A 14,585-nucleotide genomic window follows, 5' to 3' on the forward strand; every position below is an offset into this window, starting at 1 on the left:
ATTTATTCTTGCAGTACTGCTTAATAAATTATCATTACTTTCCTTTAATTCTTTATCTTTATCATCTAATTGAGAGGTTATGTCAGCTATTTTTTGATCTTGTTCAGATAATTTATTGTTCAATTCATCCATTTGTTCTAATTTTTTATTAGAATCAACAACATCTGTTTTAAGAGATTCAATTACTGTATCTTTTTGAGATAATTGAAGATTTAACTCATCAATATCATCATCTTTAAGTTTGATTTTATTTTCAAACCGGTTAATTTGATTATTTAATTCATTCAATAACTCATCTTGTTTATTGATGGTATCATCCTTGGCTTTAATAATGGATTCGGATTGAACATACTTATCGGAACCTTCTTTAATTTGATTATTTAGAATTCCAATATCTTTATTTAAAGAATCGATAGTGGCATTTAACTCATCAATTTTATATTTTCTTTGTTCCAATAAAGAAGTTAATTTAGAAATTTCCTGATCTTTTTCTGAAGATTCTTTTGCATAATTCTCATTTAGTTTGAAAATTTCATCATCTTTAGATTTAATTTTATCATCAATTAATATGGATTCCCTTGCTAATTGATCTTTAAGTTGTTTAATTTCTTCCTGAGATAATTGGATGTTATTGCGTAATTCTTTAATAGTATCTGTTTTAGATGCTGACTCGTTTTCTCTGGTTTTGAGTAATTTATTTAATTGATTGATTTCAATATCTTTCAATTCAAGTTTCTGAGGTAATGCGGAAATTTTATCAGATTTATCTTGAACTTCCTGTTTAAGTTTAGTTATCTGATTTTCATTAATTTTTTTAACATTAAATGATTCTTCTTTAAGTTTATCATAATTGGTATCTTTTTCCTTAATAATTAAGTCAAAAGACTCTTTATCTTGTTCCAATTTATTAATATAAATGTTTTTATCGTTTAATGTTTTTTCAAGATATTGGTTTTCTGTTCTTAACTGTTCATTACTATTTGAAAACTTAGTTATACCTTCATTTAACTCATTGATTTGTTTATCTGTTGATTTACGTAGCTGATTGAAATCTAATTTAAGTTTATCATATTCTGCATCTTTTTCATATAATGCTTTTTTAGTTTCTTTTAATTCTTCCTGTAAATCATTGGAATTTTCATCTGCAGTCAAGTCAATGGCAACTTCATCCAGTTTAACTTTTAATGATGCTATTTCTTCATCTTTTTCAGTTAATATTGCTTCCAATTCTTTAATTTTATCAGAATTTGATTCATCATCCAGGGTTAAAGAATTAATTTCTAAATTTTGTTCGGTTGCTTTCTCTTTTAAAGAAGATAATTCTTCAAGAATTTTTTTATTATCTTCTTCCAAATCTTTTAATTTAGATTCCAATTCCTCATATTCTGCAGATTTTTTATCATATTGCTGTCTGAATGATTCGATTGTTGCATCTTTTTCTAGTAAATCGAGTTCTAAAGCATCGTATTCCTGAGTTTTATTCAGAAGATCATGTTCTAATTTACTTACTTTTTCTTCATCCACTACAGAACTATCATCCAATTTTGCAGTTAAATCAGAGATTTTACTATCTTTTTCTATTATTTCAGCTTCTTTTTCAGATAACTTTTCTTTTAATGAATCAATTTCAGTACTTAATTCTGAATTATCTGATGAATTATCAGGAAGTTCGTCAATTGAGCTTTTTAATTTGGCGTTTTCATTTTCTAACTCAACTAATTTAAATTCATTGATTTTATTTAAATCCTGTACTCTTTGTAATTCAGATTGAACTTTGATTAATTCATTAGATTTTTCTGTAAATTCAGCAATTAATGAATTCATATTATCAGAAGCAGGAATTATATCCCCTTCTTTAGATTCTTTTAAGTTTTTATTTTCCAATTCTAAAGAGGCAATTTTTTCATTTAATTCTTCAATTTGTTGAGAATCTTCCGGAACATTGTCTTTTTCTGAAGATTTTAATTCAACAATTGTATCTTCTAATCCTATGATTTTCTCTTTTAATTCAGATATTTCTGATTCTTTGGACTGTAATTCTTCAGCATCTGGATTTGATACTTTTTCTAGTTGACTGTTAAGAGATTCAATTTCTTCTTCATATTTTTTAATTTTTTGATCTCTTCCAGTAACTTCTATAGTTAACTGATTTTTTAAGATAGGTATTTCCTTAAGTTCTTCTGTTTGTCTATCGATTACTGAACGTAACTGATTGATTTCAGTTTGAGAAGAAGTACTTTTAAGTTCTTCATTCTGTTCTTTAAGTCTTGAAATTTCCAGTTTAAGTTCTTTTTCTGTTTGTGAATTTGATTCATTAACAGCAATGTTTAAAACTTCAATTTCTCTTTTTTGATCTTCAACTGTACTTTTTAAGGTATCGATTTGATCCTGATAGTTAGTAATTACATCATCATCAGCTACCGGTGATGCATTGACTTTAGTACGTAATTCACTTATTTCTAACTCTTTTTCTTTAAGTTCCGTGTCTTTTTCTTGTAATAAAAGATCTTTTTCTTTCAGAACAGTTTCTTTTTTGTTTACTTCTTCGCTTAGTTCATTTATTCTTGCTGTTAAATTACTGTTTTGATTTTCATTTTGTATTAAAACATTTTGAACAGCTTCATTTGTTTTAATATCTTTATTTTCTTCGCTTAATTGTTCTTTGAGACTATTAATTTCTTTAAAACAAGATTTAACTAGTTCTCTCAACTCTTCTGATTCAACATCCTTTAAAAACGCCATTGTGATCACTATTTAATATATATTTAATTCAAACTTTTAAAGTTTTTCTTTAATTTTTTATCAATTTTCAAAGATTTTTAAATTAAAAAAATACTCCATCATATATGCTATAACCAAACCTAATAAAAATCCACCCAAAACATCAGAGGGATAATGTACTCCCATATATAATCTAGAAAATCCCACTATAACTGGAATTGACATTAAAATCCATTTTTTGTATTCACAGGACAGTACATATGCCATAGCAGTAGAAGTTGAAGTATGTCCTGAAGGAAATGAATAATCTGTTCCCAAATCCAATAAGATTAAATTCGATAATTCAGTATAAGGTCGAGGCCTCATTACAATAATTTTTATTAATTGAGTAAGAATAGTAGTAACAACCAATACCACTATCATTTTTTTTGCAATACTTTTTCCTTTTTTATCGCCGAATAAATATAAAACTATAGAAATAATAACCCAAAAATAAATTAGCCCCATATTCGAAATGATTAATGATAAGTTGTCTAATATAAAATTATGATAAGATAAATTTACAAATTCTAAAATAAATACATCTATCGAATGTAGAAAAAATAACATCAAATCACCTTAAAAAAGGGAGATAAAAAAGGGAAGTTATAAATATAATTTGGAAATTAATTGGGCATTTAATATTGAAGCACCTGCTGCTCCACGGATAGTATTATGTCCCACCAGGGTGTATTTAAAACTATTTTCAAAGACATCTTCCCTTACTCTTCCAACTGAAACACTCATACCATGACCAGCATCCCTATCCATACGAGGTTGAGGCCTGTTTTCTTCACTACGTACTATAACTGGTTGTTCAGGAGCAAAAGATAAATTTTCTTTTTGAGGTATTCCTCTGAAATCATTCATTGCTTTTTCAATGTCTTCAACTGTAATTCCATCTTCTTCAAATTCTATTGAAACTGATTCTGTATGTCCATCAACTACTCCAACCCTGTTACAGGAAGCACTTAATGGGAAATTTGCTTTATCAACGAGTCCACCATTAACCTTACCAAGTAAATGTAATGTTTCAGATTGCATTTTTTCTTCTTCACCACCAATGAAAGGTATAATGTTATCCAATATTCCCATTGATGGTACACCATTATATCCGGCACCACTAACTGCCTGCATAGTAGTTACTGAAACTCTTTTAAAAGTATACTTGTCAAATAACGGTTTCAAAGTTAATGTTAAAGCTATTGTTGAACAGTTAGGATTTGTTACAATACAACCATCCCAACCGTTTACATCTTTTTGTGTTTCCATCATTTCAAGATGTTCCGGATTAACTTCAGGAATAACCAGAGGTATATTCTCTTTCATACGGTTGACGCTTGCATTTGAAGCTACAATAAATTTTTCAGCAAAAGCTGCTTCCACAGGTTCTGCAAGACCTGCAGGTAATGAAGCAAATACAAAATCAACATCATCACTTACTTCTGAAGGATCCGTGTTAACAATTCTCATGTCCTTAACTTCTTCAGGAATAGGTGTTGTTTGATGCCAAGTCACTGCATCCTCATAACGTTTACCTGCTGATTTTTCTGAAGCTGCTACATTAACTATATTAAAATCCGGTATCTGGGACAATAACTGAATAAATCTTTGTCCAACCATTCCGGTTGCACCGAGTACACATACATTTCTTACCATATAAAACACCTTTTATTTTTATAAACCTAATACATCAAACATGTCTGCAATTGGTTTTTCTTGTTTGGTCATCAAATAGTTTAATGCTCTGATAACACCATTTACAAATGCCTGTCTAGTAGAAGCTCTGTGAATAACTTCAATTCTTTCACCATCACCACAGAACATTACAGTGTGATCTCCTACGATATCTCCACCACGAACGGCATGAATTCCAATTTCATCTTTTGGACGTTTACCAACCATACCTTCTCTACCATAACATGCTGTTTCATCAAGACTTAATTCCAAGTTTTCTGCAACTATTTCTGCTGCTCTTTTTGCTGTTCCTGATGGTGCATCCTGTTTATTATGGTGATGTGCTTCAACTATTTCAATATCATATTCATGTCCTAATATTTTTGCAACTTGCCCTACAATTTCGAAGAATACATTTACTCCTGTAGCCATATTAGGTGAAATAACAGCTTTAACATTATTCTCTTTAATTGCATTATGCATGATTTCCAATTGATCATCTTTTATTCCTGTTGTACCTACCACAACATTTACACCACATTCTGCACAAGTTTTTACTGTCTCAACTGCTGCTGATGCAATTGTAAAATCAACTAGAACATCCGGTTTAACTGATTCCAATTCGGATTTTAAATCTTGAGAACCAATTATGTTAACACCCATTTTTCCGATACCGATTTGTTCACCTAAATCTTTACCTGCTAACGGAGAATTAGGCATTTCTATACCCATAACAACTTCCATATTGTCTTGTTCTTGAACTGCTCTAATAATTTTAGAACCCATGTTTCCTACACAACCAGTTACTGCAACTCTAATCATTATTTCACCTTATATTAAATCATATTTTTTCATAATTTCTTGTAATATTACATCGTTTTCTTCACTCATTTCTTTAAGTGGCATTCTTAGTCCACCAACATTTTTACCCATTAAATTTAATGCTCTTTTTGCTGGAGCTGGACTGGCTTCTATAAACATTACATCCATTAAATCAAATAAATCATTAGATAAAACTCTTGCTTCATCATAATTTCCTTCTAATGCATTTCTTACCATTAATGATGTTTCTTTAGGAAGTACATTAGCCACTACACTAATTACTCCACGTGCACCTTGTGCTATCATTGGTAAAGTTAATGAATCATTACCGGATAGAACTGTGAAATCTTTTGATAAATCTTGTTTTTCTAATTCATTAAATACTGTAGCTAATTTATTTAAATCAGGATTTGCTTCCTTAATTGCAACTATATTGTCTAATTTTGCTATATCTATTATTGAATTAACGGATAAATCTATACCTGTTCTTGAAGGTACATTATATGCAATTATTGGAATATCATTGGAATCATTTAATAATTTAAAATGGTCATATAACCCACTTTGTTGTGGCTTGTTGTAATATGGGGTTATAACCAATGCGGTATCAGCACCTGCATTTTCTGCATATTTTACCAAATCCATTGCTTCAGAGGTTGCGTTGCTACCTGCTCCTGCTATAGTAAGTGCCCGTCCATTTACTTGATCCACCATTATATCGATAACTTTTTGGTGTTCATCATGAGACATTGTAGCGGATTCACCAGTTGTACCTGCTGCAAGTATTCCTTCCACTCCGCCTTCTATGAGAAAATCGATTAAATTTCTATATTCTTCTTCATTAACATTATTATCTTTGTCCAATGGTGTTACCATTGCTACATGTGTTCCATCTAAATTCATTGTAAAGTCTCCCTAATTAATTCATATGCTTTTTCTCCATCTTCCCAATCAACAAATACGACCACAGCTGTCTGACTAGATGATAATTCAACTATGTTAATATCGTTCTCATGTAATGGATTTGTTATATTTGCAATGATGCCAGGTGTATCAATAAAATCATGACTTACTACAGATATCATGGCAATTTTTTGTCCTAATGAAATAGAACTTAATCTGTCGCCACCGATAACTAATTCATGTAATACTTCATGTGCTTTAACAGCATCTTCCTCTTTGAAGAATAAAGTTATAGAACTTTCACCAGTTGAAATGCCATAAATACTTAAACCATTATCGGATACTTTTTTTGTAATATCTGCAATGATTCCCTGTTTGTTCATTAAATCTTCGCCCACAACAGCAATAAGTGAAAGTGTTTCATTTAACTTCATAATTGAGATAACTTCTTCTTCAGGATGATTTGGACCAATGATATCAGTTCCATGGACTCTTAAATCACCATACTCAAAACTAATAATTTTTGCTTTAACATCCGGATCCTTATACCTAAGTGCATTTGGATGTAATACTTGAGCACCATAATTGGCTAAATCAATCATTTCCTCTACTGTGATTTTATCTAATTTTTCAGCGGTTTCCAATTTTCTAGGATCTGTGGACATAACTCCTTTAACATCGGTTACTATTACCACTTCTTCTGCACCAATACAGTGTCCTATTAAAAATGCAGAAACATCACTTCCCCCTCTTCCAAGAGTAGTTACTGAACCTTCAGAATCTTTTCCAAGGAATCCACAGATTACTGGGATAATTCCCTGATTTACTAATTTTAAAATGTGTTCCTGTACACGTTTTTCAGTTTCTTCTTTATCAATTTTAGCTTCCAAATAGTCACTATCAGTAATTACCGGCCATTTTTCGCTGAAAGGATCTATAAATTCTGATTTTACACCCAAAGATTCAATTGTTGCTGCCATGATACGTACGCTTTGCATTTCGCCCATTGAAAGGATTCCTGCCAATTGTTTTGAAGTAACCTGATCGCCGACTGATTCTTTAACTAATCTAATTGATTCATCAGTAGTCTTATTTATAGCAGATACTACAACTACAAGTTTACTTCCTTTCATGTATTCATCTACAACTGATTGAGCTGCTTTTTGAATTCTTTCACCTGTTCCAACAGAAGTTCCACCAAATTTCGCCACAACTATTCCCATAAATTCACCTTTAATAATTGATATAGATTTAATTTTAAATTAACAATATAGTTATTCCTAATAATATATGTGATTTATATAATAATAAAATTAATGGAAAAATATTAAAAAAACTAAATTTTAAGATAGAAAAAAGTGTTTATTTTGAAAAATAGAATAATAAAAATAATATAATTAAATATTTAAAAAAAAGTACAAATAAGTTAAAACAAACTTATTGTTCTAATAAATGAGTTGCGTAACCTGCAATTTGGTTTCTTAAATGTTTTGTTGAAACTGTTGAGTATTCAGCAACCATTTGTTTGTTGTTTTCAAAATCATTATTGAATTTATCACCGTGTAATTCTAATAATTCTTTTGCTGTTCTTTTTACAAATGTTGTTCTAATGTTTCCCATAATCAAACCTCCAATTTATTTAAAGTAATTTTTATAAACGTTATAAATATTATAAATATTTTTTTTGCTCTTCTTTGCTTATGTCCGCCAATAAATCAAATATTTCAAGTACTTTTTCAGTATTTATCTCTTTATCAGCCACAGCATTTCTAATTTTATTATGGATAACTTCTTCTCTTGAAGAATCAAATAAATCTTTATTTAATATTTTTTTAGCTGTTATTATATCTTTAGCTAGTGAAGTTCGTTCAAGAATTAAATTTATTATTTGATCATCAAATTCATCAATTTTCTTTCTTGAATCATTTAACAATTTTTCTGCTTCAAATTTATCCATATTATCACTTAACTAATAACTACAGAACCTGTATTGTCCGGTTTTGTTTCAATTAATTTACCAGGATACTTAGATAATTTTTCCTTTATCTCGTTAACATCCAAAGTATCATCCAACAAAATAGTATAAGCAGAACCAGTTCCAGATAATCCTGCAGCTTTAGCTCCTAATTTTAATGCATCGATAGCAATTTGAGTATCTAAATCCAATGCTGCACAATACAATAAGCCATTTAAGGTTAGAGCTTTTTCAATATTCTTATTTACTGCATTATCGAATGCAATTTCCACAAGTGATGATAAAGTTTTCATAGCCTTTACATCAGACTGTGCAGTATATAAAGATTTGTTCGGTATATATATTAATATTTTATGATAATTAACAAGATAATCATATAAAATTTTTCTCTCATAATTATCTGTAATTTTCCAACCACCATAATAAGAAGCGGATGCATCATCATAAGATCCTGTTTTTGTTACACCACATTCCAAAGAAGCATCAATTCCCATATTAATAATATCTTCGTCAGTAATATCAGTATCTTCCAGAGACATACCTTCTGCCTCGAGAAGAGTTAACAATGTAGCATAAACAACTGAATTTGAAGCAGCACTACTACTTGATAATCCAGAACCCGGTGGAATATCAGACTTTGTTTCCACATTTACAACAACATTTTTTAAATTAAAATCAGGATATTCGATTAACTTTTCATAAACTTTTTTAACACATAAATGCATCAAAGTAGTATCCATATCCGGTTTATCCAAACTCTTACAAACAGATTCTATATCTTTAGCAGTTTTTTCTGGTAAAATCGTTACATTTGCTGTAACATATAATTCAATACCGAATGCTGATCCTTTACCCGTGCTTATAGCATTAATGACTGTTGCAGAAGCAGGTGAACGTACACATACCATAAATAATCTTCCATAAATTACTATAATATATAATATACTATCAAATATAAATAATATTATTTATAGTTATAAAATAAATAGGAGAAAATAAAATGAGTGTAAAATTAGAAGTTTTCACATCACAATCATGTCCATATTGTCCTATGGCTGTTGAAGTAGCTGAACAAATGGTTAAAGAATTTGGAGACGATTTAGATTACCAACATTTAGATGTAAATGAGAACATGGAAAAAGTCAGAGAATATGAAATTATGTCAGTACCAACCGTTGTTCTAGAAGGTAAAACCGTATCTATTGGTGCTCCAGATCCAGAACAGCTTTCCAAACAAATTAAAAAAGCATTACTTAGACAAAAATAATTATTCTATTTCACCCCCTTTTACTTTTAAATAATAGATTTTTTTTACTATTTTTAAACTTATCCATTTTTAAAAACTAATTAAAACAAGTTTAAACAAATATAACATTAATACATAATTAGAAAAAAAATAGATTATCAGGTTGGGATTAAAATAGAACATCATGTAAATTCAAACGAAAAATCTGGAATCACAACAGGCAGTGTTTCTACAGCAGCCAGTGTGGCAGCTTTACTAACAATACTTGGAGAAACACCAGAAGTAGTTACTATTGAAGCACCAAATTCTGAATTAATTGTTGAAATAAAAGAAACTAAACCAATAAATCAAAATAAAGCTTCAGCAAGTGTAATTAAACCTACTTACAATGACCCTGATGTAACAAGAGGTATACAAATTATTTCAGAAGTTACATTAACTGATAATGAAGGAGTAGTTGAAATAACTGCTGGAGAGGGAGTCGGAAAAGTTACTAAACCGGGACTTCAAATACCTGTAGGTGAATTTGCTATTAACCCTGTTCCTCGTAGAATGATATCTGAAAATGTGAAAAAATATTTACCTGACGGTAAAGGAGCAATAGTTAAAATAATAATCCCTGAAGGAAAAAAATTAGCTCCAAAAACCATGAACAGTAGACTCGGAATTGTAGACGGAATTTCAGTATTGGGTACAACAGGTATTGCCAGACCAATGTCTTCCAAGGCATATACTGATTCGTTACGCGTTCAAATCGATGTTGCAATAGCTAACGGTTATTATGATTTGTTGTTTGTTCCGGGAAACATAGGAACACGTATTGCTAAAGAAAAATTAGTTATCGAAGATGACGAAATTATTGAAATGAGTAATTTTGTTGGATTTATGTTAGAGGAAGCAGAAAAAGTAGAAAAAGTTAATTCCATAACATTATTCGGACATGCAGGTAAATTAATAAAAATAGCTGCAGGTATTTTTAATACAAAACAGAGTGTAGCTGATGCAAGACGTGAAATAATGACTTGTTATGCAGGATTGGTTGGGGCAGATACCGAAACTTTAAAGGACATTTTTGAATGTATAACTACAGAAGATGTTATAAAAATTTTAGATAAAGAAAATATTACAACAGAAGTCTTTGAATTGATTTCAGATAAAATTATAGAACTGTGCGAGTTAAAATTCAACATCAAATTTAATGTTATTATTGTTAAAATGGATGGTGAAGTTTTAAATCCATCTAAAATTAATACCATACCATTTAAATGGAAATAAGATGTGTTTTTATGAATATTTGTATTATAGGACAATATCCTCCCCAGTTAGGTGGAGTTGCAACGTATACCAAACAACTAGAAGATAAACTTGTTGAGGAAGGACATAATGTCTATGTTTTGACTTATAAACAAAATGTTAAGTTATCTTCCAATGTTTTTATGGCTTCAAGCATTAACATTCCATTAATTAGAGGAATCTCATTTATTATCTCAAGTTATTTTATGTTAAACAAAATAGTGAAGAAGTACAATATTGACATTATCCATGCAAATTATATTGTTCCTCCAGGATTAGTATGTGTTTTAAATAAATCAGATGCAAAAAAAGTCATTACTGTCCACGGATCCGATATAAATATTCTACCGAACAATAAAATTCTAAGACCACTAATAAAATATGTTCTTAATAAATCTGATTACCTATATTTCGTTAGTGAAAAATTAAAGGATAAAGCAATATCATTAAATGGAAATGAAATTGAAAAAAAATCAAAAATAACACCAAATACTGTAAATACAAATAAATTTAAACCATCCGATGGAAAAAGAAAACTATTGACTGATTATTCCCAACCTGTTGTAGTTTTTATTGGAAACCTAGTGGAACAAAAAGGTTTAAAATATTTATTAGAAGCTAAAAAACTATCAACACTCGATTATACTTTATTAATATATGGTGAAGGTCCTGAAAGAGATTTCTTATCAAAGTATATTGAATCAAATAACTTGAAGGATACATATCTGATGGGAAAAACCCAAATTCCGGAACAGATTATTCCTGAATCAGATATAATGGTTTTACCCTCAGTTTCAGAGGGAGCCAGTATAATAGCGTTAGAAAGCATGTCCTGTGGTAAACCATTAATATCAACAGATACCGGAAATATCAGTACCGTTATAACAAATGATGAAAATGGAATCATTATCCCCCCAGAAAATTCAGAGTTATTAAAAGATGCTATTGAAGATTTGATAAGCAATAAGGATAAAAGAGAACAGATAGGCAAAAATGCTAGAGAATTAATAATTGATAAATATTCTGAAATGAATATACCATATTTGAAGAATCAAATAATAAAATAAGGGGCTGTTATCTTGAGCAATATAGATCCAAAAATTCAAGAGATTATGAAAGAATGTTATCCGTTCATAGAAGAATACAATCCTGCACAACAGGCTGTAATCGATTCAGATTATATTGAAAAAAAGGATAACTTCATAATTTCCATACCTACTGCTAGTGGTAAAACTGTGTTAGGTGTACTGGCCATGCTTAAAGTATTGTTAAGTGGTGGAAAAGTAGTATATGCAGTACCATTAATTTCTTTACAAAATGAAAAATACAAAGAATTTAAAATTTTCGAACAATATGGATATAAAGTAGGTAAACATCCATCAAGTTCTGATATCTCCGTAATGGTTTTTGAATCATTTGATGCCTTGACCAGATTTTCATTAAATACCCTGCATGAAATTGATTTGGTAATAATAGATGAATTCCACATGATAGGCGATTATTCAAGAGGACCAACAATAGAGTGTGCTATTACAAGAATAAAAGAACAAAACAAGGGAATTAGAATAATTGCATTATCAGCAACTTTACAAAATATGGACGAAATGGCACATTGGTTAGAAGCAGAAGTAGTAACACACGATTATCGTCCAGTACCATTACATAAAGAGGTACTGTGTGCCGAAGAATTTGGAACTAAAGATAAGAATAATTTAGTATATAAAATATTAAATGATACATTAAATGATTCATCCCAAATGTTAACCTTTGTTTCCACCCGAAGATTTACTGAATCTTTAGCTCAGAATATGTCAAAAAAGATTGCCCGATATATTCCTGATGGAAAAAGAGAAATATTCAAAAACATAGCTGAAGAAATACTTGATGTTCCACGAAGAAGGAATACCTTACCTACAGAAGTATGTTATAAACTTGCAGAATGTATAGAAAATGGGATTGCCTTCCATCATGCAGGATTATTCGATAGACAAAAGGAGATTATAGAGGAAGAATTTGTAAAAGGAAATCTGTTAATGATTACTGCCACCCCTAGTTTAATGTATGGAGTAAACTTACCATCAAAAAATGTTGTTATTAGAGATTACAACAGGTGGACGGATCAAGGACAAACAAACATTCCTGTATTTGATTATGAACAAATGTCTGGAAGAGCCGGAAGACCGGGTTTCGATACTGAAGGATATTCCTACCTTTTAGCTAAAACATATGATGAAGCATTTAATTTAGAAGAGTTCTATGTTCATGGAGAAATAGAAGTAACAAATTCTAAACTGATAGATAACGATGATGCAGTTTTAAAACAAATTATTACACAGGTTTCCAGCGGATTTGCAAAGGATATTGAAGATTTAATAGAATTTTTTAATAAAACATTCTATGGATTCCAAATATCACATACATATAACACCATGAGCTTTGGTTTTTCTGATGAGTCAATAAAGTATGAAATATCAAGCGCATTGGAATACCTTATACAAAATGGAATCATTCGTTTAACCCCATCCGGTTTACAGACAACCCCTTTTGGAACATTGATTTCTAAAAATAATTATGCCGTTAAAACCGCAGTAAAATTAAAAGATTATTCCAATATGATGGGAGATGAATTTAACATTGGATCTTTAATATATGAAATTTCCAAAACATACGATATGCCTAAAATTAATACCAAATTTAAGGCAAATAAAGACAATATTAAAGAAGTTCTCAGCAGACATGACGTTTATGTTAGTTTTGTACAAAACAGTGAAGCTACTGCAGCAAGTTTGATTGAATGGATTAATGAACATAAAGAGTTTGAAATAGAAAATTACTTGAAAGTTTATGCTGCTTCAACCAGACGTGCAAGTTATGAAGCTTCAAATCTTGTAAAATATTATTATGACATTTGTGAAGTATTAGGCAATTATAAATTCCTTAATGAAATTGATAAATTAAGTTCAAGATTATATTATGGAGTTAAAGAAGAATTAATACCATTAGTTATAGGTATAAAAAGATTGGGTCGACAAAGAGCACGAAGCTTAGTTGACGCATTTGGAAATAATTTAAGTAATGTTCCTGCAAAGGAACTTGTTAAAGTCGAAGGAATAGGAGAAACTACTGCAAACAACATCATAGAATTTTATAAAAATAAAAAGTAAATATGAAATATTTCTTTAAAAAAATTATTGTGTTGAAGAGGTAAATCCATATGGTTGAAGTTTATTCTGGAATCAATGTAAATGATTTGAAAAATCTACTTAAAAATGAAATTAAGGAGATTACATTAAAAGACCTCTATGATTTATCTTTATTTTTTAATGAAGAAAAAGCCTATTTACCTCCCGAATATAAAAAAAAATATACGGAAAGCGTTTTGAATGTAACAATCAATAGGTTTACCCTATTAAAAAATGATAATAATTTATATGAAGGTATTTTGAAAGATGATGATGTTAAAATAATAAATAAACTATTACAATCTAACGATAATATTATTACACACATATTAAATATCATAGTAATATATACAACATACCTCTTAAAAGAACCAATCCATATGCCTGGAACAAAATTTCCGGGACAAGTAAGTATATCTTATGATGGTATGTCATATTATTGTCCGGTTAAAAAATACCATGTGAATGATAAAAAATCATTATGTAATATTTGTATTGCAAAATCCACAAAGGAGGGCCATTATGTCAAAAACTAAAAACATTTTTGAAGAAAAAATTAAAGAAAAAGAATTAATACATGAAAAACTCCTTAAAAAAGAGATAAACGGTCTTGAAAACTTACTCAAAAATGAAAAGTACAATGTTGATGAAATGTTATACAAGTCCAGTATCGGTCACGCCTATCATGATTTAATAGATTCTAAAGATAAAATGAACTCCAAATATC

General features: G+C 29.7%; 15 protein-coding genes. 6 read left to right on the forward strand and 9 right to left on the reverse strand.

The window, feature by feature from the left end; translation table 11 throughout:
• The 9 genes from QZZ11_RS08380 to QZZ11_RS08420 form a co-directional block, all read right to left on the reverse strand.
• The coding region (locus QZZ11_RS08380; RefSeq protein ID WP_292475271.1) for a hypothetical protein at window positions 1–2,742 on the reverse strand (2,742 nt) is incomplete at its 3' end.
• 60 nt (window positions 2,743–2,802) lie between these two features.
• Window positions 2,803–3,330: a phosphatase PAP2 family protein gene (locus tag QZZ11_RS08385; RefSeq protein ID WP_292475273.1), complete on the reverse strand. Its 528-nt coding sequence runs from the start codon at window positions 3,328–3,330 to the stop codon at window positions 2,803–2,805.
• Between the two features lie 36 nt (window positions 3,331–3,366).
• Entirely contained in the window at window positions 3,367–4,419 is a 1,053-nt protein-coding gene (asd, locus tag QZZ11_RS08390) for an aspartate-semialdehyde dehydrogenase (RefSeq protein WP_292475274.1), read from the reverse strand.
• Between the two features lie 18 nt (window positions 4,420–4,437).
• Window positions 4,438–5,259, reverse strand: a complete 822-nt coding sequence (gene dapB, locus QZZ11_RS08395; RefSeq protein WP_292475276.1) for a 4-hydroxy-tetrahydrodipicolinate reductase — start codon at window positions 5,257–5,259, stop codon at window positions 4,438–4,440.
• A 9-nt stretch (window positions 5,260–5,268) separates the two neighbouring features.
• Entirely contained in the window at window positions 5,269–6,162 is an 894-nt protein-coding gene (dapA, locus tag QZZ11_RS08400; RefSeq protein WP_292475278.1) for a 4-hydroxy-tetrahydrodipicolinate synthase, read from the reverse strand.
• Window positions 6,159–7,385 carry an aspartate kinase gene (locus tag QZZ11_RS08405; RefSeq protein WP_292475281.1) on the reverse strand — a complete coding sequence of 409 codons (1,227 nt, stop codon included), beginning with the start codon at window positions 7,383–7,385 and terminating at the stop codon, window positions 6,159–6,161. The genes dapA and QZZ11_RS08405 overlap by 4 nt, the downstream gene beginning before the upstream one ends.
• 214 nt (window positions 7,386–7,599) lie before the next feature.
• Window positions 7,600–7,782, reverse strand: a complete 183-nt coding sequence (locus QZZ11_RS08410) for a 30S ribosomal protein S17e (RefSeq protein ID WP_292475283.1) — start codon at window positions 7,780–7,782, stop codon at window positions 7,600–7,602.
• Window positions 7,783–7,831: 49 nt separating this feature from the next.
• Complete coding sequence (locus QZZ11_RS08415) at window positions 7,832–8,119, reverse strand: chorismate mutase (protein WP_292475286.1); 288 nt, start codon at window positions 8,117–8,119, stop codon at window positions 7,832–7,834.
• An 8-nt stretch (window positions 8,120–8,127) separates the two neighbouring features.
• Window positions 8,128–9,045, reverse strand: a complete 918-nt coding sequence (locus tag QZZ11_RS08420; RefSeq protein WP_292475288.1) for a shikimate kinase — start codon at window positions 9,043–9,045, stop codon at window positions 8,128–8,130.
• 92 nt (window positions 9,046–9,137) lie between these two features.
• Between QZZ11_RS08420 and QZZ11_RS08425 the strand changes: the two genes are divergently transcribed.
• The 6 genes from QZZ11_RS08425 to QZZ11_RS08450 form a co-directional block, all read left to right on the forward strand.
• Window positions 9,138–9,404, forward strand: a complete 267-nt coding sequence (locus QZZ11_RS08425) for a thioredoxin family protein (protein WP_292475289.1) — start codon at window positions 9,138–9,140, stop codon at window positions 9,402–9,404.
• A 153-nt stretch (window positions 9,405–9,557) separates the two neighbouring features.
• Window positions 9,558–10,658, forward strand: a complete 1,101-nt coding sequence (cbiD, locus tag QZZ11_RS08430) for a cobalt-precorrin-5B (C(1))-methyltransferase CbiD (RefSeq protein WP_292475295.1) — start codon at window positions 9,558–9,560, stop codon at window positions 10,656–10,658.
• An 11-nt stretch (window positions 10,659–10,669) separates the two neighbouring features.
• On the forward strand, window positions 10,670–11,743 hold the full coding sequence (locus QZZ11_RS08435; RefSeq protein ID WP_292475291.1) for a glycosyltransferase family 4 protein: 1,074 nt from the start codon (window positions 10,670–10,672) through the stop codon (window positions 11,741–11,743).
• Between the two features lie 45 nt (window positions 11,744–11,788).
• On the forward strand, window positions 11,789–13,840 hold the full coding sequence (locus QZZ11_RS08440) for a DEAD/DEAH box helicase (RefSeq protein ID WP_292475296.1): 2,052 nt from the start codon (window positions 11,789–11,791) through the stop codon (window positions 13,838–13,840).
• 50 nt (window positions 13,841–13,890) lie between these two features.
• Entirely contained in the window at window positions 13,891–14,394 is a 504-nt protein-coding gene (locus tag QZZ11_RS08445) for a DUF2115 family protein (RefSeq protein WP_292475292.1), read from the forward strand.
• A partial coding sequence (locus tag QZZ11_RS08450) for a hypothetical protein (protein WP_292475293.1) occupies window positions 14,381–14,585 on the forward strand: 205 nt, incomplete at its 3' end. The genes QZZ11_RS08445 and QZZ11_RS08450, both read left to right, overlap by 14 nt.

The organism is Methanosphaera sp. (genome assembly GCF_016282985.1).
Lineage (GTDB): Archaea > Methanobacteriota > Methanobacteria > Methanobacteriales > Methanobacteriaceae > Methanosphaera.